Source organism: Desulfobacter latus (assembly GCF_013389365.1).
GTDB classification, from domain to species: Bacteria; Desulfobacterota; Desulfobacteria; order Desulfobacterales; family Desulfobacteraceae; genus Desulfobacter; species Desulfobacter latus.
In genome coordinates this window covers 1-19,824 of record NZ_JACADJ010000073.1, presented here as the reverse complement: position 1 = coordinate 19,824, position 19,824 = coordinate 1, and the positions used below count along the sequence as shown (strand labels likewise).

Below are 19,824 nucleotides of genomic sequence, written 5' to 3'. Positions count from 1 at the left end.
TACAAAGATAAGGAATAGAGGCTGCGGGTTTCAGCCACTTAAGGTGTTTACATTTTAATAAAAAACTCTAATTGAATCGTAAATTAAATACTTTTGATTACTATTTAATTAGATTTTATAACCTGACGCGATAGCCTTGGCAGTTTTGTAAATACGTTTTCCCTTTCGATCTTCCGAGCCAGCATTTCCTTTTGTGCGTCAAGGGTCTTCAGGAAGAAGGTGAGCCAGGGAGTGTAGTCCGGATGTTCAAATTTAAACGAGCTCTGGGTCCGTCTCAAGGCCAGGTAATAGTTGTCCTTGTTCTTTTCAATCACGCTTTCCAGAGAACTGTAGGGAACGTAAAGATATCCCGTTTTCAACAGCAGCAGGTTCGTCAGCACTCTTGATAGCCTTCCGTTGCCGTCCTGGAACGGATGGATGGCCAAAAAATGAACAATAAATACAGATATGGTCAACAGGGGATGAAGTTCTTTTTCTTTTAACTGCATGCGGGTCCATGTCAGCAGCGCTGCCATGTCCTTGGGGGTATCAAAAGGCGAGGCGGTTTCAAAGATAACACCCAGGCTTTTCCCGTTATGGTCAAATGCCTCCACATGATTGGTCATCTTTTTATATCCCCCAGTCCACCCTTTCCGCAATTGAAAATGACCGGGTAAACATAGGGGTAGAGCGGGCAAAAGTACTGGCCCGTGCCCTGAAATGCCACCCGGCAGTTCTGGCGTTTCCCGGCTGGGATGTGGAAAAAGAATCTGCTGCATAGAGATTTAAATAAGTGACACATAGCACTGAACCATTGGAGATGCAGCCGTGAAAAAATTACCTGTCGGCATCAGCAATTTAAAAGAAATTATTGAACAAGGTTATGCGTATGTGGATAAATCCCGGTTTGTCCATGATCTTGCCGAAAGAGGTAAATACTACTTTCTTTCCCGCCCCAGGCGGTTTGGTAAATCATTGTTTATTGACACGCTGAAAGAGGCGTTTGAAGGGAATAAGGCGCTTTTTAAACGCCTGTGGCTGTATGACAACTGGGATTGGAAAAAGCGGTATCCCGTGATTCACATCTCCTTTGCGGAGGGTGTGCTTCGGAACCGAGACGAGTTAGACGGTAAAATTTTAACGATCCTTGATGAAAATCAGAAACGATTAGGGATTGCTTGTGAATATAAGGACAGTGTCTCCAGTCTGTTCAGCGGGGTGATCCGCGAATCAAAGGAGAAATACGGCTTTCGTACCGTTGTCCTGATTGATGAATATGATAAACCGATCCTGGATAATATCGCTGAACCCAAAATAGCCGAGGAGATGCGGGACGGGCTGAAAAACCTGTATTCAGTTATTAAAGGGCAGGATGCCAATATTCAGTTTGCCTTCCTTACCGGCGTATCCAAATTTTCCAAGGTGAGCCTGTTTTCCGGACTGAACAATTTGATCGATATTTCCCTGGACCCCGAATATTCCACAAGTTGCGGGTATTCAGAGGAAGAGCTGACCCGGGTTTTTTCAGATCATCTGAAAAATAAATGCCGGGAAGATATCCGTAAATGGTATAATGGGTATTCCTGGCTTGGCGAAAAGGTTTATAATCCGTTCAGCATCCTCAATTACCTTCGGACCGGAACGTTCCGTAACTATTGGTTTGAGACAGGTACACCAAGCTTCCTGATCAATCTGCTGAAAAAAAACAGATATTATATCCCGGGTATTGAAGATATTGAGGCATCTGAATCCTTGATCGGCGCGTTTGACATTGATTTTATCGAACCTGAGAATCTTCTTTTCCAGGCAGGGTATCTGACCATTGAACAAGAACAACGGGTGGCGGGCAAGATCTTTTATAAACTCCGGTACCCGAACATGGAGGTCAAAGCCGGCTTATCGGATTATATTCTGAACCGGTATTCCCATGACAGGGTACGCAAAGAAAAAGTACAGCTTCAAATTTACCGGGCTTTCCAGGAAAACAATCCGGATGTCCTGAACACGATTTTTCAGGCGCTGTTTTCCTCCATTCCCCATGACTGGTACCGTAAAAATAAACTTTCTGAATACGAAGGCTATTATGCGTCGGTTTTCTATTGCTATTTTACGGCGCTTGGTCTGGATGTAACAGCTGAAGATACGACCAGTCACGGCCGCATTGATATGACGGTTCAAATGGACGGCAGGATCTATATCTTTGAATTCAAGGTGGTGGACGTTGATAAACCGAAGCAAACAGCCCTGAACCAGATCAAGCAAAAGGGCTATGCAGATAAATACCGTGGAATCACCGATGAAATTTACCTGATCGGGGTGGAATTCGATCGGGGCCGGCGCAATATTACCCGGTTTGAATGGGAACACTTTTCGCAAGGCTGATTGGGGGCTTTCAGTATAAATCGTGGTCTGTCCCAATTTTTTACAAAAAGTGCTTTAACCCCAGTTCCGACAATTTTTTAAATCCATGTTCATCAATAATGGCCTGTGCCAGGGTATCAAAGTGTTGCTCAATTTTTGGCGTCAAAAGGTCGTCGATGGGGAAATCTTTGTCGGCCAGGGCGTTGATCAGGCTTTTTTTAATTTGCTTGATCACAAGTTTATCGCGCTTATTTTTTATTCCTTGAAGCATGCTTCATCCTTTTTTCCGTTCTTGTTCCTTAACCCCCATCTTTTAACATGTCTTTTATAAGAAAATAAAGATAAGAAACCGGCAATTCTAAATTTGAGATGGCTTCATGGTTGATTATAAAAAGTGGCGATGGTATGCTTTTTTTGTATGGTTGAAAAATTTTATAGATCAAATTATTTATGGCCTTGATCATCATTGGGATCACCGTGTAGGTTGGGTTGAACGAAGTGAAACCCAACATTTTGTATTTGTTGGGTTTCGTTCCTCAACCCAACCTACCTTCCACGCATTGGCCGAAATAATGATCAAGGCCTTATTTATCCCTGATAATCCTGCCTATACTTATTCATATCAATATAAATTACAAGTGTTTACAGATATATGATTAGGTGTTGGTATGAGGAGCTTTTATGAAAAAATGGTTGATTGGAGCGCTGATCTGTCCCCAATGCCGGGACAGTGACATTGTACTTGAACCTGATATCCACACGCAGACAGATGATGAAATTATTGAGGGACGCCTGGTCTGTTCCCAATGCAGCCAGGCGTATGAGATCCACGAGGGGATTGCCGTGGTCGTGCCTGAACAGACCCTGCCCATGATTCAGGATGCAACGGGGTATAACTCTTTTTCCATGCTCTCATCCTATTTGTGGAGTCATTATTCAGAATTTTTCAACGGTCCGGATGCCACGGATGCCTATCAGAGATGGGCCCGGACGTTTGATGCCCAACGATCCGGCTGGGCCCTGGATATCGGGTGTGCCGTGGGGCGTCTGACCTTTGAGATGACCAGAACCCATGACCGGGCTGTGGGCGTTGATACCTCAATTTCCTTTGTCCGGGCTGCCCGGGAACTTGCCGAGCGGAAACAGCTGGCATTTGATCTGATCATGGAAGGGCAGATCACGGAAAAACGCTCCTGTGACCTGGATCCCGCCTTTGGCTTTGACCAGGCTGAATTTATTGTTGCCGATGCCATGGCATTGCCTTTCCCGTCCCGGCGGTTTGCCACGGTCAGTTCCGTAAACATTCTTGAAAAGGTGCCGGACCCGTTGAGGCATCTGGCCGAGGCCAACCGGGTCATGCATGAAAAAGAGGCCAGATTCCTTTTTTCCGATCCGTTTTCCTGGGATGAAACCGTCAACAGCCCGGCGCTTTGGCTTGGGGGTACCAACGAAGGGGCTTTCAACGGGTTTGGTATGGATAATATCTGCAAATTGTTCCAGGACCCGGAATCCGTATTCTCTCCGGGCTTTACGATCCAGGATAAGGGGCAGGTGTTGTGGAAAATCAGGAAAACCCGAAATCTGTGGGAGCATATTACCTCCCAGTTTGTTGTGGCTGAACGAAAATAATGTAAAAGGAGTCTTTGTTTTGGCAGAACAGAAACCAGGAATTTGCGGCTTGTGTTTCCACAGCCCCGGATGCGGTGTCATTGTCCATTTTAATGATGACGGTAAAATCGACCGGCTTACCCCGGACCCTGAGGCGCCCATGGGCGACGTGCTTTGCCCCATGGCGGCCAGTGCAAAACAGATTATCTATTCCGATGCACGTATCAAGCAGCCGCTGAAGCGAAAAGGACCCAAGGGAAAACTGGATTTCGAACCCATCTCCTGGGAGGACGCGTTTGACATTATCGCTGAAAAAATGGCGGCCATTAAAGCGGAACACGGGCCCCAGGCCCTGGGGTTCTATGCTGGTACCGGCTCCTACGAACGGGCCTTTAAAGATGCATTCCAGCTTGGCGGTTCTCAGATCTACCTTGCCTCAAGCATCCTGTTTCCCTATGGATCGCCCAATACCTTCGGGGTGGGGGCGCCCTGTTACACCTCCCTTGGTGTGCTGGCGCCCCAGTTGACATATGGGTGTCTGCACACGGATATGTTTTCCGATGTGGACAATTCAGATCTTATTTTTGTCTGGGGGACGGATCCGTCCACATCCACGCCCCCGGCCTTGTTCGGACGGCTGGTCCGGGCGGCCCATGAAGGGGCACGGATCATTGTTATTGATCCCAGGCAAACCGCGTCTGCCAAGCTGCCGGACAGTCTGTGGGTGCCTATCCGGCCTGGTACGGACGGGGCGCTTGCCCTGGGCCTGTGCCATATTTTGATCCGGGAAAATTTAATTGATCAGGCCTTTGTAGAAGAATGGACGGTGGGGTATGAAGAATTTGCCGAATATGTTAAAGATTTTACCCCTGAAGCCGTTGCCGGCATCACGGATGTGCCCCAGGACCTGATTATGGAACTGGCCGAAGAGATTGCCGATGCCGAAGGGGCAAGCTATGTGATGTATACAGGTCTGGAATATACCAAATCCGGTGTCCAGAACATCCGGGCCGTCATGGTGCTCTGGGCCCTGGCCGGGCAGCTGGATGTGGAAGGGGGCCGCTGTTTTGTCCCCCATGAGAACCAGATTCATCTGAGCAAAGAACACCAGATTGCCACGCCTGGGTTTGATCAATCCATTGGTGCCGGCCATTTCCCGGTGTACGCCCATTTCTGCGGGGGCGAGCCCCATGCCAACCGTCTGCCGAAATCTATTTTAGAGGGTGACCCTTACAAGATTCATGGGCTGTTTATCCTGGGCGCCTCCATTCTCACCGCCTGGCCCAACCCCATTTTATGGCAAAAGGCGTTTGATGCCCTGGATTTTATGGTTTCCATTGACCTGCAGCTGACCCGGGATGCGGCCTGGGCGGATATTGTGCTGCCGGCCACCACCGCCTTTGAGCAGTCATCCTATTGCTTTTACGGTAATGCGGTCCGGTTGCGGGAAAAAATGATTGAACCGGTGGGACAGAGCAAACCCAGCTTTACCATTTTGACGGAACTGGCCCAAAAACTGGGGTATGCTGAAAAGTTCCCTGCCGATGAGGCGGCGCTGCTGGACCTGGTCTTAAAAGATACCGGCCTTACCCGGGCGGATATGGAACAGGATGCACGGCTGACGGTGCGCAAACCCGCCGAACCCATGACCTACCGGAAATGGGAAACCGGGCGGTTGCGAAAAGACGGCAAGCCGGGCTTTGAAACCCCGTCCGGCAAATTTGAGATTAAATCCACCCTGCTTGAGCAGATGGGGTATGACGGATTGCCGAAATATGAAGAATCCTTTGAAACCCCTGTGAGCCGTCCTTTGATGGTGAACCGGTTTCCCTTGGTTCTTGGTACGGGGCCGTTTAAACCGGACATGAAATCCTGTCTGCGGGCCATTCCTGATTTTATTGAAAAATATCCGGATCCCATGGTCCAGATGAATCCGGCGGATGCCGCAAAGCGAAAGATTGAAACCGGCGATACGGTGGTGGTGAAAACGGCCCGGGGGTTTGTGGAAATGCGGGCCGATGTAACGCAAAAGATTATGGCGGGGTTTGTGTATGCACCGGTGGGCGGCGGCGGGCCTTTGGGCACGGAGTCCTGGCGCAAAGCCAATGTTAATGTGCTCACCGATCTTGAACAGTTTGATCCCATTTCCGGGTTTCCCGTGTATAAAACGTTGATGTGCCAGGTGAAAAAGAAACGCCGGAAGCGTACAATCGTTGTCCAGGACCCGAGTCTGGGGTGTGTGGGGTGATTCAAGAAACTAGAGACAAGAAACTAGAAACAAGAGAGCGAAACGCCTGCGGCGCCCAATTGGGTTCTGCATTGTTGGATTATTGCGTGCTCGTGAACGAATGGGAAATGATACAAGAAGGGGGGAAGGCATTCAGCCTTCCCCCTTAAAAACTTGATAGTCGATTGGTATAATTACATTTTTTTATGGCAGGCGCTGCATCTGGAGATATCCTTCAGGCCCTTTTCCTTGTGGCAGCCAACGCAGTTTTCATGAATAGCTGATTCAAGGTGCATGATGTCAATGGGTCTGCTTTTATATTTGCCCTGGAACGTTTTGTCTTCTTTTTTTGCCCGTGTGCGGGTGTGGCATGCGTCACATTTTTGGACATCATCGCCTGCTTTAAGATCCTCAAGGGGGGCGCCGTCTTCATCATGATGGCACTCTCCGCAGGAAATGTTGTACGCGTCATGATGTTTTTTATGCGTGAATTCAACCAATTTGTATGGTGTTTTTGAACCCGGCCCTTTTTTGCGCTTGGCATCTAACAGCTCGTTTTTCATGGTAATGACGTCGTCTACATCGGTCCCTGCCTGAATTCCGGAGGCCGTGAAAACCACAGCAATGCCTGCCGCCAACAGAAGGATGAATAATTTTTTGCTCATAACCTCTTTTCTCCTTTAATAGTTAAAACGGTATTGCTTTGACCAGCTGTACAGCCGATATCTATCCTTATAATTTATTCCCACTTTTTTACACCTTATACCCGGGCAAAGTCAATACCAAACAATATTGTCAAATTTTTGAATTATAACTTGAGAGTATAGGAATTTCCAGCACCCAGTACCCAGTACCCAGTACCCAGTACCCAGTACCCAGTACCCAGTACCCAGTACCCAGTACCCAGTACCCAGTACCCAGTACCCAGCACCCAGCACCCAGCGCCCAGCACCTCGTTGCTAAAAACAGCTCCTGTTTTATTTATGTGAATTATTATGATAATATTTGGAAAAATATAAATGATGAGGCTGAACGTTCATCAGGCAGCGAGGGTTAATTACATACGGCAAAGGTAGGTAAATGGCAAAAAGAAATAAAAACACCAGAAAAAGAATAAAAGAACAACAGCAGTATATCGCGAAATTGACGTTTGATGATCTTTTAAAAAAAGGAGACAAGCACGCGTTAGACAAAAAGCCGCGGGATGCCATAAAGATGTATAAACTGGCCATTAAAAACTCAAAGTCGGAAGACCAGGTCCAGACGGTGCATCGCCAGTTGTTTTTAGCGTATATGCAGAGAGCGGACGAACTTACCGGTAAAAACATGCCGGTGGAGGCCGCATCATTACGGAAACAGGCCATGAATTATATGCCGCCCGCCGATGTGATGGATCAGCGCAGCATCGCTTGTGTGATTGAACTGTGCGATTTAGGCAAAGCCTTTAATTACTGTGAACAGTATATTGCCCGGACAGGGGCGGACCCCCTGGTGGGTGTTTTACTTGCCGACCGTCTGGTTACCCGGGGGGGCTGGGCGTTTCTGGATAAGCAAGACGCCCCGTGTTTTATTTCCCGGGATGCTCCTGTTGTTAAAGCAGCGCTTCCCTTGATGGATAACGGCCAATGGCAGCAGGCATCCGACGAAATGAAGGCGTTGCCCAGAAGTTCCGCCTTTGCACATATCCGCATGTTTTGCAGGGCAATGACGCTGTTTGGACAGGGGGATGACAAAAATATGTACAAGGCCATCTCCCTGATTCCTGACGCATCCGTATTTGCTGAAATTGCAGCCGTGCTTGGGACAACAGTGCAATCCGTAAATGAGAACACCCGCATCAAAGAAGATAAAGCCCTTGCGGCATGCCTGTGGGAAGGGCCGCTGGACGCCTGGGAGACGGCTGAAAAAATCATTGAAAAGGAAGAAAAAAAACAGTTTGACAAGACAATGCGACAACTGATCATGACCTTTTCAAAACAAATCCTGCCGGATGATCCTGAATATGCCAGGCAATATATTGTGGAGATCTTATGGCATCGGGAAATTACCAATGAAAAGACCTTCATGGCATTTGAAAAAGCCTTGCTGCCCCAAAGAGCCGCATTGGTGCAAACCAAGCGGAAAATATTATCCATGGACAACCCCCTGGATCATGCAGCGCAATACCTTGATCTTCTTGAAAAAACGGTGTCAGATCCCCAGACCCTTGCCATGGTGGAGTCTGCCCTCTTTTTATATGTGTGCCGGACTGCTGTGTCGGAAAGCAACCAGGATGAGCTGAGGACGTTCAGCCACAAAACCGCAGCACGATTCGGTCTGTCTCACGGAAAGGGGATTGACATCCTCTGGATGCAGTGTGCCGCCCGGGGAATCCAATGTGATGCCGGTAACAAAGAACTTTATGAGCTGGTGATCCAAAGGGATGTCAGTGGCAGGGAGCCCAAAAAGATCAAGGAGGATCTGTTGGTTTCCATGTGTGAGGCATTTCCCGATGACCCCTATCCCTGCATTGAGCTGGCATCCCTGTATCATGGTAAAAACGCTTTTCGGAAAGCCGAAAATATTCTTAAGAAAGCCATGGAACTGGCGCCTTATGACAGCCGGGTCCAGGATATGCACATTATCTCCCTTGTCATTTCCGCGGATAAGAGCATTAACAGAGGTAATTTTGAACGTGCCCGCCAGGATCTGGCAAAAGCACAGGATCTTGATACGGGTACCAATGCGCTTCTATTAAGGGAAAAAGAATTATTTTATCAAATTTGTGAAAAACCTAGACTTTCTGAAAAGACCATTGGATCAAACCTGGATCAACTTTCCTTATGCCAAAGGCTTAAACTTGTCTGCATGCTTCGCATGGATGTTGAGGACAAACCCAAAAATGATCATTCAAAGGTATTTAACAAAATCGGTGCCTTGTTTAAAACCGAACTCATACAGGTGTCGCGGCTGACCTCGGAAGAACTGCTGACGCTTTTAACGCCTTTCCCCCGCGATTGGCAGCATATCTTTACAAGCCTTAAGGTTCACCAGATGCTTTTGGAGACCAGCGCTGGCGTACTCAACTACCTGAACAGTGATGACCTTATCGGGTTTATGGACCGGGTGCTTTCATCGGAGAATTGGAAATACTTTCAAACAGAGTTGCAAAGACGGATTGGCAGCGTAAAAGAAGACCCCAACTATTATCTGTTGGTCTTTTACATCCTTGTCATGGAAGGTATCTGGGATAATGAGTGGGATGTGGATGAGCTTATCGATTTGGTCGAGGATGCAGATCCTGAACTGAAGAAAAAATTCAAAGCTGCCGGAGAACGCCTTTCCCGTCATACCCATGGGCCCTACCGCCATGCGCTCCAGAACATTGAATTTGAATTGTTAGATGAGTTGTTTTCTAATCCGTTTGATTCCTTTGATCCGTTTGATCCGTTTGATGACGATGATGACTACGATGATGATGACGGGGAATTTAATCCGTTTAATTTTTTACCAGAGGGGGTAATGGATATTGAGGATATCAAAGATCCTATTCTAAAAAATATTTTCTCCGCCGAAGCAAAAAGACTGAAACGGGAAGATCCTGAAATGTATCGAGATATGTTTGAACAGTTGAAGGCTGCGATTGAAGACATTATTGACGACGAGGGATTACGTGGTGCCCCCAAACCTGTATTAAATAAGTTTAAAAAGAAGATGATAAAAGAAAATGAAGAAATTAATGGGTTTATTTTGCTGCTTAATCTTATTTTTGGGGATGAGGGAAAGAGGAAATTGTCCCGGGAAGCCAAAACCGTATTTTTACAGTAAGGGAGATATATGCTGAAATCTTATCTTGTTCTAGGGCTATCCCTTAATGCAACCGACCAGGAAATCAGAAAAAGATATCTTCAGTTGGTCAAGGACCACAGTCCGGAAAAAAATCCTGAAATGTTTCAAAAGATAACAAGCGCCTATGAGTCCATCAAGGATGCAAGAACCCGGGCGACAACGGCGCTTTTTTCTGCGTTGAAAAACGTGGAATCCAGGCAGGCCATTGAAACCCTTGCCGCATCCGTTAAGATTACCCGGCGCACGCCCGGGTTGCAGGAGCTGTTAAACGCTGTGGGCAAGGGAATGGAAACATAAATGGAAAGATCAATGGATACAAAGTCAAGTGATAGTGAAAAAAGGGCCGAACGCTGGTTGAAACAGGCAGCCCATTGCGTCACAAGAATGAAAGAAACCATTCGACTGTCTTGTAAAACTGTTTTAACGGGTGTTTCAAAGAAATTTTTGGATCATGAAATATCTGAAAACCGCTCCGCGGTGGCGACCGACGTGATGCAACCGTGGAAAACCAAGGTGCTTGAGGATTTTGAAGCCTGGCTTTCAGAGATGCCGGACCAAGCGCCTACGGCCTTGTCCGTAACGCCGGATACGTGTGATCTTTATACCCTGTTTTCTGAGTTTACGGCCTTAAAACAGGAAATCAAGATGCAAAACAGGGAGCAGCATCGGACCTTAAAAGCGTTGAACCAGATTGCGGCCATGACCGATGCCTATGGTGAGGTCATGGATCATTTTAATGAGAAGACAAAACAGATTGCCGCCCTGGAGCACAATATTCGCGTGGAGACCGAAAAAAGAACCGTGTTATACTTTCTTGATATCCGGGACAGCCTGGTGCGGGGCAGGGCGGCCTGCCCGGCCGCTGTTTCCAAAAAGGGATTTTTTCAGCGGACACCGAAAAATATGGACAATATCCGCGACGGATATGATATGGCCATCCGGAAATTTGATGCCTCCCTTGCCCTGCTGGATATTCAGCCCCTAGCGTCCACGGGGGCGGTCTTTGACCCAATGACGATGAAAGCCCTGGAATCAAGGGCCGCGGCGGGGATGGAAAAAGGAACGGTCGTGGAAACCGTATCCGGCGGCTTTAAACGGGGCGATGAAGTTTTACGGTATGCCCAGGTGATTGTGGCTGACTGAACATTTTAAAAAGATTTTTAAGAGAAAAAGGATATTTTATATGGAACCGATTATCGGGATAGATCTTGGTACGACAAATTCTGAAGTTGCCTTTATTATAGATGGCAAATCAACCGTTTTAAAGGAGAATGATAACGGTATTGTACCCTCCTGTGTGGGGCTTGGGACAACCGGGACCATGACTGTGGGAATCGCGGCCAAAAATCAGGCAACACTTTACCCTGACAAAACGGTGCTGTCCATCAAGCGCCTTATGGGCTCACAGGAAAAGATTTCCATCGGGGAAAATACCTATACCCCCCAGGAGATTTCCGCTTTTATCCTCAAAGAACTTAAGGAGAGGGCCCAGCGGATAACGGGCCAAACCATTACAAAGGCGGTGATTACTACGCCGGCCTATTTTACGGATGCCCAGCGCCAGGCAACCAGGGAGGCCGGCGAAATCGCAGGCCTTACCGTGGTGCGGATTCTCAATGAACCCACAGCCGCAGCCCTTGCCTATGAATCCGCTGATACCGACTCCCGGATCATCCTGGTGTATGACCTTGGCGGCGGCACCTTTGATGTTTCCATTGTAAGGATTGAGGAGGGGGTGGTGGAGGTACTCTCTTCTACCGGTGATAACCATCTGGGCGGAGATGATTTTGACTTTGAGATTGAGAATATGCTTCTGGCCCATATTAAAGAAGAATATAATATTGACCTTTCAGAAGATACCATTGCACGGGCAAGACTCAAGCGTGCTGCGGAAAAAGCAAAAATAGAACTTTCCAGTGCGCCTTATGCCGCCATTGAAGAGGATCATATCGCCAAAAAAGCTGACATGGATGTGCATCTTTCCTATGAATTATCCAGAATTGAATTCGAGTCCATGATTGAGCCCCACCTTCAAAAAACAATGGACAGCGTGAACAAAGCCTTGAAAGATGCGGCCATGCTGCCGTCAGCCCTTGATAAAATTATTCTGGTTGGGGGCTCCACAAGGATTCCCAGACTTTCGGCCATGCTGGAAGAGAGTTTCGGTATTTTTCCCCATCAGGAAATTGATCCGGATCTGTGTGTTGCCATGGGGGCTGCCATCCAGGCCGGCCGGGAAATGGGACTGGATTCTTCGGGCATATTATTGGATATTACCCCCTATACGTTTGGTACCTCTGCCTTGGGAGAACTGGACGGTGAATTGACCGAGAGCATGTTTGTTCCCTTGATTCGCAGAAATACAAAACTTCCCGCTGTTAAAAGTGAGGTATTCTGGACGGTTGTTCCCGGGCAAAAAAGAGTTCAGGTCCAAGTGTATCAGGGAGAAGACAGGGATGCATTGAACAATATTCTCATTGGCAACTACCTGCTTGATTTAAGTTCAAATCAACCGTCCGAAAGCCCGGTTATTTTAAAATATGAACTGGATTTTAACGGCATACTTAAAATAACCGCCATTGAAAAGAATACGGGCAAACAGATTACCGGTGTGATTGAAAATGCCTTTTCCGAGATTTCCCAGGACACGGTATCGGCGTCAAAAAACAAGATTGATGAGGTCTGGGAATCCCAGGATGATTTGGATACGCCGGCAAAGGATGCCGATGCAGAAACAGCGGCGCCGGCTGAAATGCCCGAAGCGCTTCAGTCTCTTATTTCCAGGGCCCGGGATGTCCTTGAAGACGCTTCCGACGAAGATTGTGAGGAGATTATTAACCTTATTGAAGATATCGAGACACTGGCCGCTGATAAAAAACTGGATGAGGCCCGGGAATCAGCCCAGGCTCTTGAAGATATACTTTTTTATCTTGAATAACCCCCATTCATCTAAAAAGGATTCCCATGGAAAAATGTCCAGCCTGCAGGGCCCTGGTGAGCCCGGGGCAAACTGTTTGCCGCAGGTGCAAAACGGATTTATCTGTTTTGTTAAACATGGAAACCCAGGCGCAGATGCATAGAGACAGGGCCTTGGCGGCCTTTGAACGACAGGCCTTTGAAGAGATGTTTTACCATGCAAAACGCTCTGCCGGCCTTATCAATACGCCTGACGCGATCAGGTTAATGGCAGGAGCCGCAGTCTTGGCCGGAAGATATGAAACCGCCCTGAATTTAGGAATGGAAATATAGAATGGTTCAAGACATCAATGCCCTGTTTGAGGTCCTGGGAAAAACAAAACGGACCACAGACAATTTAAAGGTGCCGGCCACCTTGGCTTTTAAAATGGTTCCCACTGACCGGGGGATCTCTCTTTCCATTGTTGACGGCTCAGGTAAAGAGGTAAATCCGGGCTATGAATTCTATTCAGGCCCGCAGCGAGCCGTGCTAAAGGAGATTGCCAGGCTCCGGGAACAGGAGGCCTTTACCATTGACTGGGATGAGCAGCCGGCGGACAATCAATTTTATCTCAACGGCAAAGATTATCTGCTCTCCCTGCTTCTCTCTTCGGACTGCTTCGTAGATGCAGCGGGCGAAAAGATAAAGCTGGCCCCGGAGGATGCCCGGGTCAGGCTCTCCATCGTGCAAAGGGAAAATCAAGGGTCCCGGGACAAGACCCTTGAGACCTCAATGGAACTGTGGCACGGTCCAAAACAGATTCCGTCCATGGTTCCTGTCACCCAGACCCACATGCTTGCCGGCAATAGCATCTACAGGGTCAAGCCCCTTGGCAAAAATTATGATTCCCTCTCTTTGTTTGAAACCGTTCTGGGTTTTGATCTTCTGGAGCAATACCTGACCCTGGTTTTTTCCAATCTCACCAATGTGGACATCTCTTATTCCGGATATACCGTGATCAAAGGGGAACCTAAAACAACTCAGCCTGCCCTGATATTTGAGAATGTCTCCCAGGATCAATCCCTGCATCTGAGGGTTTCAGCCACCTATCCCGGATTTTCACCGGATTTTTTTGACAATTTTGATATGGATCAAATTGTATCAATCAACGAGATAGAAGAACATATTGTCATCAGCCCCCTGATTCATGGCGATATTTCCGCCTGTTTCCGTGATATCCAAAAAACCTTAAAACGCCATGCCCGAGACCTGAAACAAGACAAGGGCATCTATGCCCAGGATAATTTTATGGTCATCGAATCCGCCCTGGCCCGGCGATTTATCACCATGGAGCTCTCCTCTCTGTTGTCACGCTACACAATCCTGGGGGCTGATAAGCTTGCATCCTACAAGGTGAAATATGTGCAGCCCAAGCTGAACCTGCATCTTTCCCACGGCATTGATTTCCTTGAGGGCGAGGGAGATGTTATCCTTGACGGGGAGACATTCACAATCAATGATGTGTTAAAACAATATCAAAAAAACGCCTATGTACGGCTGAACGATGGGTCAAGCGCCGTTATCAATCCCGATTATATGGAAAAGCTGGCCCGGATTTTCAAAAAACAAAAAACCGGGATAAAGGTCTCTTTTTTTGATCTGCCATTGGTCGAGGAACTCATCGGCGAAAAAATCGCCAATGAAACCTTTAACAAATCCAGAAATATTTTTCTGGGATTTAACCAATTAAAAAATGCCAAAACACGGCTGCCCGCCGTCAATGCCACGCTTCGGGGGTACCAGAAGCAGGGGGTTCGATGGCTTTCCTATCTTTACACGCACAAACTAGGCGGCTGTCTTGCCGACGACATGGGGCTTGGAAAAACCATCCAGACCATTGCGCTTCTGGCGTCAATCTATCCGGACCAGGAACAGCCCACCCTGATCGTAATGCCCAAGACCCTTTTGTTTAACTGGGAAAGCGAACTTAAACGGTTTGCGCCCAAATTGACTTCCGGCCTTTACTATGGCCAGACCCGGGATATAAAAACAATAGGTTCTCCAAATATTATCTTAACCACCTACGCCATGGTGAGAAATGATATTGAACAATTAAAAGAGGAACATTTTCACATGGTCGTTCTGGATGAGTCCCAGAACATCAAGAATCCCAACTCAAAAACATCCAGGGCGGTGATGCTTTTACAAACCGATCACCGGTTTGCCTTGAGCGGCACCCCCATAGAAAATAATATGAGCGAACTCTATGCCCTGTTCCGGTTTTTAAATCCGGCCATGTTCGGCTCCTTTTCCGATTTTTCAAAAAACTACCTGAACCCCATCCAGAAAAATGATAACAAGGCCGTGGCCAAGGAGCTGAAAAAAAAGATATATCCCTTTGTCCTGCGCCGGCTTAAAACCCAGGTGTTAAAAGACCTTCCCGATAAGATGGAACAGGTACTTCATGTGGACATGAGCCGGGAACAGGCCGCACTCTATCACCAGAGACGGCTGATGTACAAACGGGCCATTCAAGAGGAAATCCAGGCTAAGGGGCTGAAAAAATCCAAGCTGTTTATCCTCCAGGCCATGGGGGAACTCCGCCAGATTGCCTCCATTCCAGAGATCAAGAGCGACAATAAAATCATCTCCCCGAAACGGGAAATTCTCATGGAGCATGTGGCGGATGCCGTGGCCGGCAAGCACAAAGTGCTGGTGTTTGCCAATTATCTGCACTCCCTGGAATGCGTTTCCCAGGATATGGCAGATGCCGGCATCCATCATCTGATCATGACCGGAGCCACCCGGGATCGAAACCATATTGTGGAACAGTTTCAGCAGGATGACACCTGTCAGGCCCTGCTGATGACCCTGAAAACCGGGGGACTGGGCCTGAATCTGACAGCTGCCGAATATGTATTTTTATTTGATCCCTGGTGGAATCTTGCCGCCGAAAATCAGGCCATTGACCGGGCCCACAGAATGGGCCAGAAAAATACCGTGTTCAGTTACCGTCTCATTGCCCGGGACTCCATTGAAGAAAAAATTCTCATGCTCCAGGAAAAGAAAAAAGCGTTGTTTGATTCCCTTATTGCCAGTGACAACGCCTCCATCAAACAGATGGAAGAAGAAGATATTGACCTGTTGCTGGGAGAATAATGATGGCCCTGCTTGATCAAATAAATACAATGAAGCCCTGGACCGTCGGTCATAAACGATGTCCTGTCTGTGGAAAAGGTGCAACCCTGTACGCTGCGAAATCGCCCGCATGCCGGGAGTGCTTTTTAAAAGCACTGGAAATCGAACTTATAAAAGAAGATATCAGCCACTGGTGCTGGGAGCGTTTTTCCCTTGCGCTCTCTTCTTTAGGTACCATGAAAGATCGCCTTTTGGCGTTGATCCATTTTAAAGCCTTTCAAAACATGAAAGGCACAGCCGAGCTTTTGGTTGAAAATCTGGGATTTGATTCCGACCATCCCCTGGCCTGGTATACCCGGCAAAAGGCCTATGAAGCATGTGTTTTTTTCGGGGACCGTGAAAAAATGCTTAAAACCATTTTGAGTACTAAAAAATTTGGTTCATGGCAGCAAAAGGCGAACATGGTCAAGGTCTGCTGGGATATAAATTCAGAATCCCCGAAAGTTATTAAATTTATAGAACAAATGGCCGCTGATCCAAGTCCGAATGTAAGAAGGGATGTGGCAGACACCATTCTGGATAATGAAGCGGCCTGGGCAGAAAAACTATGTGACAAATTGCGTTATGATAAAAATCCCCTGGTCAGGGACATATTCGAGCGGAAGCAGGATAACCGGGAAACAGGTTATAACCCAATGCCGTATACCCGTCGGGAAGAAGCCGGGACAACGGGGAGAGCCGGACGTGTAAAAAAACAGACCGCCCCCTACAGTAAAATGGAAGCGGCCATCAGTTACCATTGTGATTTTTCAATGCAGAATCAAGTTTACACCCTTTATTTGAGCCATCTCCCCGACCTTTTGGGCAAAAATAAATATACGGAAAAAAAATATACGCCCAAAGAGGTGGCAGCGCTTAAAGAAAACACAAAAGATGCATGTATCAGGCTGCTGGCCGCGGCTGTATCCAATGATTTTCTATTTAATACCATTCTGGAAAAACTGCCCGAAGAGGTTGTAAAGCTGCTTTATATCATCGCGTGGGAGTGTGAAGAATGCGAAAGCCGTATAGCGGAGAAAAAGCTTGGTCAACTCATGGAAAAGGATCTGCCCCCAGACACGGTTGCAGGCAAAAAAACACCTTTAAGTAAGTCAGTGGAAAATGATCCTGCCTATTTTATGTTCGACATTGTAAAAAATTATGCCTATTACCTTAATGATAGTTCTTCTATATCTATTAATTATCCTTTGCTGCCTTTCATCAAAAAGCGTCTGCCCCCACCGGCGTTTGCCCGCCTTGCTCCTCTGACCGATATCAAGGGCAGGGTTGAACAGGTGCATAAAGATGCCCAGGACATTTTTCGGCAATTGCCCCCCATTTTAAGCTTTATTGCCCAGGACAATCTCAAGTTCAGTAAAAACGGCAAAAACGCCCTTAAGGGATCTTTGAAAAAAATGGCCAATGCCTGCGGGATTGATGAATTTTACATTGATGGCGACAATGAACTCAAATATTTAAAAACAAAACTGCTTGCCGACTTTTTCAGCTGTATCTCCCCATGGAAAGCAACGGATTTGGAAGATCTGCCGGGCTTTTTAAAGACAAGAATCAATCAATACTTTTCCTTCAAAGAATTCAAAGGCCATAGCAGCCGCAGTATGTTCGCCCATATCAAGCGTCAGATGGAGGAATGTGATTCAGACAATGCTGAAAAAAATATGCGTAACAATTTCAAAAAAGTCCTCAACCGCTTACCTGAAGAAAAATGGATTGCCACCTGCGACCTTGCGATGACGGCATTCTATGACGGCATTCATTTCAATCCTTTTTTAGATGGCTATGAATTCAACAGCCTGTACATTACCCGAAATTTGCCCGGTTTTTCTTCCCGCCGTGACAACGTATATCTCCAACAGCTTCCAATCATGGACATTCAGACCCTTCCCTATATCAAGGCCATGATGTTTCTGATGGGGGCCTTAGGGATTGTGGAACTGGGGTATTCGGCCCCGGAAAACACTGTTTTCAGGCAATACAACAAGCCCTGGCTCAGCATTTATGACGGATTAAAATATGTAAAATTAACCGGGTTTGGAAGTTATGTTACCGGCAGAGAAACGCGTTTTACCCCTGATATCACAACCCCGTCAGCCGAGATTGAGATTGATGAACATAAGACCATGCTCTCAATATACGGGAATGATCCGGTCAAGCAGATGGCATTGGCGGCTGTGGGGCAACAAATCACCAATTCAACCTATATGGTCGGTTACCCGTCTTTCTTAAAAGATTGCAGTAGCCGTAAGGATGTTGAAAACAAGATACAATTTTTCAGGGACAATATTATTGCGGAGCCGCCCCCCATCTGGGAACGTTTTTTTAACGAAGTCCTGGCACGGATGGAGCCCCTTGAACAGGTGCCGGCCATGTCTGTTTTCAGGGTAAAACCCGACAGGGAACTTCTGACGCTTTTAACAAGTGACAATATATTGAAAAAATACGTTATCCGGGCGGAAAACCACCATATTGTCGTTAAAACATCCGATGTTTCCAAAGTTAAAAAACGACTGGCGCTTTTTGGTTTTTTTGTCAGCTGAGCATGGTGAGCATGGGCCTAATTTTCTAATTCACTGTCGGTATCATCTGTTTCAGGATCGTTGTCAAATGCTGAGATGTCATCTTTCTGCTGCTGCTCATCATCATCATCATCATCATCATCATCTTCTTCTTCTTTTTCTTCTTTTTCTTCACTATCCGGCGTGGATGCTTTGCCGAAAATTTTTGCCCCGAGAATCCCGATCTCATACAAAAGAATCAGCGGCATGGCCATCATGACCTGGGTAACCACATCCGGTGGGGTAATCATTGCCGCGCCCACAAAAAATACAAGCAGGGCATATTTCCTGTTTTTCTTTAAAAAGGCGGGGGTCACCAGACCCATGCGGGATAAAAAAGTCAGGACAAGGGGCAGCTCAAAAACAAATCCAAAAGCCAGCAGCATTTTGGAGGCAAAGGAGAGATACTCCTTCATGGACGGCATGGCCTGGATGGTTTCCGTGGTAAAGCCGAGAAAAAACTGGAACCCGTATGGAAAAACAATAAAATATCCGAATGAGGCCCCGGCAATAAAGAAAATAAGCGATAGAATGATGATGGGCAGGATATATTTTTTTTCTTGCCGGTACAGCCCCGGAGAGACAAACATCCAGAATTCATAAAACAGTACCGGGGTGGCAAGGATAATACCTGCCAGCAGCGCCACTTTAAGATAGGTGAAAAAGGCTTCGGGCAATCCTGTAAAGATGAGTTTGGCATTGCCGCTTTTTTCCATGGCGGTGACCAGAGGGGCTGTCAGGATGTCAAACAGTTGTTCCTTGAAAAAATAGGCCGCAATAAACCCCACACCCACGGCAATAAAGGCGTGGATCAGGCGGTCCCGCAGTTCGCCCAGATGTTCTGTGAAAGGACTTTTTTCTTCCTGGTCGCTCATGTCAGATACCTGCTCGCTTTATTTTTCCAAAAATGTTTTTCAAGTTTTGGGAACGCATCCCATACTTTTTTAGTACTTTGCTGTTTTAGCCTTCTGACAATTTGACTGACGGAAAGTTTAGGCACACTGTCAATCATTAGGTGAATATGATCTGTATCAACTTCTATCTCTATGTGTGCCTGCAGTGTTCGAGCTTGTTTACAAGTCTCCATCTGACTTGAGACATAAAAGTTTCACCTCGAAATGGCGCAACTGTCGGCTCCCAGCCATAAAGTGAGCCTTTTTGCTTGTGATTGG

General features: G+C 47.0%; 17 protein-coding genes. 12 read left to right on the top strand and 5 right to left on the bottom strand.

The window, feature by feature from the left end; genetic code table 11:
• Positions 1 to 104: 104 nt before the first annotated feature.
• Positions 105 to 605: a Fic family protein gene (locus HXW94_RS15720; RefSeq protein WP_178367850.1), complete on the bottom strand. Its 501-nt coding sequence runs from the start codon at positions 603 to 605 to the stop codon at positions 105 to 107.
• Here HXW94_RS15720 and HXW94_RS15715 point away from each other — a divergent pair.
• Together HXW94_RS15715 and HXW94_RS20160 are read left to right on the top strand one after the other, a co-directional pair.
• Entirely contained in the window at positions 584 to 760 is a 177-nt protein-coding gene (locus HXW94_RS15715; RefSeq protein ID WP_178367849.1) for a helix-turn-helix domain-containing protein, read from the top strand. The two genes, HXW94_RS15720 and HXW94_RS15715, sit on opposite strands and share 22 nt — an antisense overlap.
• Before the next feature lie 47 nt (positions 761 to 807).
• Positions 808 to 2,361 (top strand): AAA family ATPase, encoded by a 1,554-nt coding sequence (locus tag HXW94_RS20160; RefSeq protein ID WP_178367848.1) that lies wholly within the window; start codon positions 808 to 810, stop codon positions 2,359 to 2,361.
• Between the two features lie 40 nt (positions 2,362 to 2,401).
• On the opposite strand, the gene HXW94_RS15705 is transcribed toward HXW94_RS20160, so the two are convergent.
• Positions 2,402 to 2,611: a hypothetical protein gene (locus HXW94_RS15705; protein WP_178367847.1), complete on the bottom strand. Its 210-nt coding sequence runs from the start codon at positions 2,609 to 2,611 to the stop codon at positions 2,402 to 2,404.
• Between the two features lie 106 nt (positions 2,612 to 2,717).
• On the opposite strand from HXW94_RS15705, the gene HXW94_RS15700 reads away from it, so the two are divergent.
• From HXW94_RS15700 to HXW94_RS15690, 3 genes are read left to right on the top strand one after another with little or no spacing between them, the layout of a single operon-like run.
• Entirely contained in the window at positions 2,718 to 2,996 is a 279-nt protein-coding gene (locus HXW94_RS15700; RefSeq protein ID WP_178367846.1) for a hypothetical protein, read from the top strand.
• A gap of 25 nt (positions 2,997 to 3,021) precedes the next feature.
• The gene (locus tag HXW94_RS15695) at positions 3,022 to 3,969 is read left to right on the top strand and encodes a class I SAM-dependent methyltransferase (RefSeq protein WP_178367845.1); all 948 of its coding nucleotides are present in this window, start codon (positions 3,022 to 3,024) and stop codon (positions 3,967 to 3,969) included.
• 19 nt (positions 3,970 to 3,988) lie between these two features.
• Positions 3,989 to 6,196, top strand: a complete 2,208-nt coding sequence (locus HXW94_RS15690) for a molybdopterin-containing oxidoreductase family protein (protein WP_178367844.1) — start codon at positions 3,989 to 3,991, stop codon at positions 6,194 to 6,196.
• A gap of 173 nt (positions 6,197 to 6,369) precedes the next feature.
• Here HXW94_RS15690 and HXW94_RS15685 read toward each other — a convergent pair whose 3' ends face one another.
• Positions 6,370 to 6,840, bottom strand: a complete 471-nt coding sequence (locus tag HXW94_RS15685) for a cytochrome c3 family protein (RefSeq protein ID WP_178367843.1) — start codon at positions 6,838 to 6,840, stop codon at positions 6,370 to 6,372.
• A 415-nt stretch (positions 6,841 to 7,255) separates the two neighbouring features.
• Here HXW94_RS15685 and HXW94_RS15680 point away from each other — a divergent pair, with 415 nt between their 5' ends.
• Genes HXW94_RS15680 through HXW94_RS15650 form a run of 7 tightly spaced genes read left to right on the top strand, consistent with a single transcriptional unit; the run spans position 7,256 to position 18,634 of the window.
• The gene (locus tag HXW94_RS15680; protein WP_178367842.1) at positions 7,256 to 9,982 is read left to right on the top strand and encodes a hypothetical protein; all 2,727 of its coding nucleotides are present in this window, start codon (positions 7,256 to 7,258) and stop codon (positions 9,980 to 9,982) included.
• A 9-nt stretch (positions 9,983 to 9,991) separates the two neighbouring features.
• Entirely contained in the window at positions 9,992 to 10,300 is a 309-nt protein-coding gene (locus tag HXW94_RS15675; protein ID WP_178367841.1) for a J domain-containing protein, read from the top strand.
• Entirely contained in the window at positions 10,301 to 11,146 is an 846-nt protein-coding gene (gene grpE / locus HXW94_RS15670) for a nucleotide exchange factor GrpE (RefSeq protein ID WP_178367840.1), read from the top strand.
• Positions 11,147 to 11,186: 40 nt separating this feature from the next.
• The gene (locus tag HXW94_RS15665) at positions 11,187 to 12,941 is read left to right on the top strand and encodes an Hsp70 family protein (protein WP_178367839.1); all 1,755 of its coding nucleotides are present in this window, start codon (positions 11,187 to 11,189) and stop codon (positions 12,939 to 12,941) included.
• A 26-nt stretch (positions 12,942 to 12,967) separates the two neighbouring features.
• The gene (locus tag HXW94_RS15660) at positions 12,968 to 13,252 is read left to right on the top strand and encodes a hypothetical protein (RefSeq protein WP_178367838.1); all 285 of its coding nucleotides are present in this window, start codon (positions 12,968 to 12,970) and stop codon (positions 13,250 to 13,252) included.
• A gap of 1 nt (position 13,253) precedes the next feature.
• The gene (locus tag HXW94_RS15655; protein ID WP_178367837.1) at positions 13,254 to 16,058 is read left to right on the top strand and encodes a DEAD/DEAH box helicase; all 2,805 of its coding nucleotides are present in this window, start codon (positions 13,254 to 13,256) and stop codon (positions 16,056 to 16,058) included.
• Positions 16,058 to 18,634, top strand: a complete 2,577-nt coding sequence (locus HXW94_RS15650; protein ID WP_218576761.1) for a HEAT repeat domain-containing protein — start codon at positions 16,058 to 16,060, stop codon at positions 18,632 to 18,634. Before HXW94_RS15655 ends, HXW94_RS15650 begins: the two co-directional genes overlap by 1 nt.
• Positions 18,635 to 18,651: 17 nt before the next feature.
• Here HXW94_RS15650 and tatC read toward each other — a convergent pair whose 3' ends face one another.
• Together tatC and HXW94_RS20425 are read right to left on the bottom strand one after the other, a co-directional pair.
• Positions 18,652 to 19,527, bottom strand: coding sequence for a twin-arginine translocase subunit TatC (gene tatC, locus HXW94_RS15645; protein ID WP_178367835.1), 876 nt, complete (start codon positions 19,525 to 19,527; stop codon positions 18,652 to 18,654).
• A complete protein-coding gene (locus HXW94_RS20425; RefSeq protein WP_178367834.1) occupies positions 19,524 to 19,739 on the bottom strand; it encodes a transposase in 216 nt (71 codons plus the stop codon). Before HXW94_RS20425 ends, tatC begins: the two co-directional genes overlap by 4 nt.
• Positions 19,740 to 19,824 lie beyond the last annotated feature (85 nt).

Excerpts from the sequence above, each read along its gene's own strand:
- HXW94_RS15715 (WP_178367849.1), top strand. The coding sequence starts at position 584 with ATGCCTCCACATGATTGGTCATCTTTTTATATCCCCCAGTCCACCCTT.
- HXW94_RS15720 (WP_178367850.1), bottom strand. The coding sequence starts at position 605 with ATGACCAATCATGTGGAGGCATTTGACCATAACGGGAAAAGCCTGGGT.
- HXW94_RS15705 (WP_178367847.1), bottom strand. The coding sequence starts at position 2,611 with ATGCTTCAAGGAATAAAAAATAAGCGCGATAAACTTGTGATCAAGCAA.
- HXW94_RS15700 (WP_178367846.1), top strand. The coding sequence starts at position 2,718 with ATGGTTGATTATAAAAAGTGGCGATGGTATGCTTTTTTTGTATGGTTG.
- HXW94_RS15695 (WP_178367845.1), top strand. The coding sequence starts at position 3,022 with ATGAAAAAATGGTTGATTGGAGCGCTGATCTGTCCCCAATGCCGGGAC.
- HXW94_RS15685 (WP_178367843.1), bottom strand. The coding sequence starts at position 6,840 with ATGAGCAAAAAATTATTCATCCTTCTGTTGGCGGCAGGCATTGCTGTG.
- HXW94_RS15680 (WP_178367842.1), top strand. The coding sequence starts at position 7,256 with ATGGCAAAAAGAAATAAAAACACCAGAAAAAGAATAAAAGAACAACAG.
- HXW94_RS15675 (WP_178367841.1), top strand. The coding sequence starts at position 9,992 with ATGCTGAAATCTTATCTTGTTCTAGGGCTATCCCTTAATGCAACCGAC.
- grpE (WP_178367840.1), top strand. The coding sequence starts at position 10,301 with ATGGAAAGATCAATGGATACAAAGTCAAGTGATAGTGAAAAAAGGGCC.
- HXW94_RS15665 (WP_178367839.1), top strand. The coding sequence starts at position 11,187 with ATGGAACCGATTATCGGGATAGATCTTGGTACGACAAATTCTGAAGTT.
- HXW94_RS15660 (WP_178367838.1), top strand. The coding sequence starts at position 12,968 with ATGGAAAAATGTCCAGCCTGCAGGGCCCTGGTGAGCCCGGGGCAAACT.
- HXW94_RS15655 (WP_178367837.1), top strand. The coding sequence starts at position 13,254 with ATGGTTCAAGACATCAATGCCCTGTTTGAGGTCCTGGGAAAAACAAAA.
- HXW94_RS15650 (WP_218576761.1), top strand. The coding sequence starts at position 16,058 with ATGATGGCCCTGCTTGATCAAATAAATACAATGAAGCCCTGGACCGTC.
- tatC (WP_178367835.1), bottom strand. The coding sequence starts at position 19,527 with ATGAGCGACCAGGAAGAAAAAAGTCCTTTCACAGAACATCTGGGCGAA.
- HXW94_RS20425 (WP_178367834.1), bottom strand. The coding sequence starts at position 19,739 with ATGGAGACTTGTAAACAAGCTCGAACACTGCAGGCACACATAGAGATA.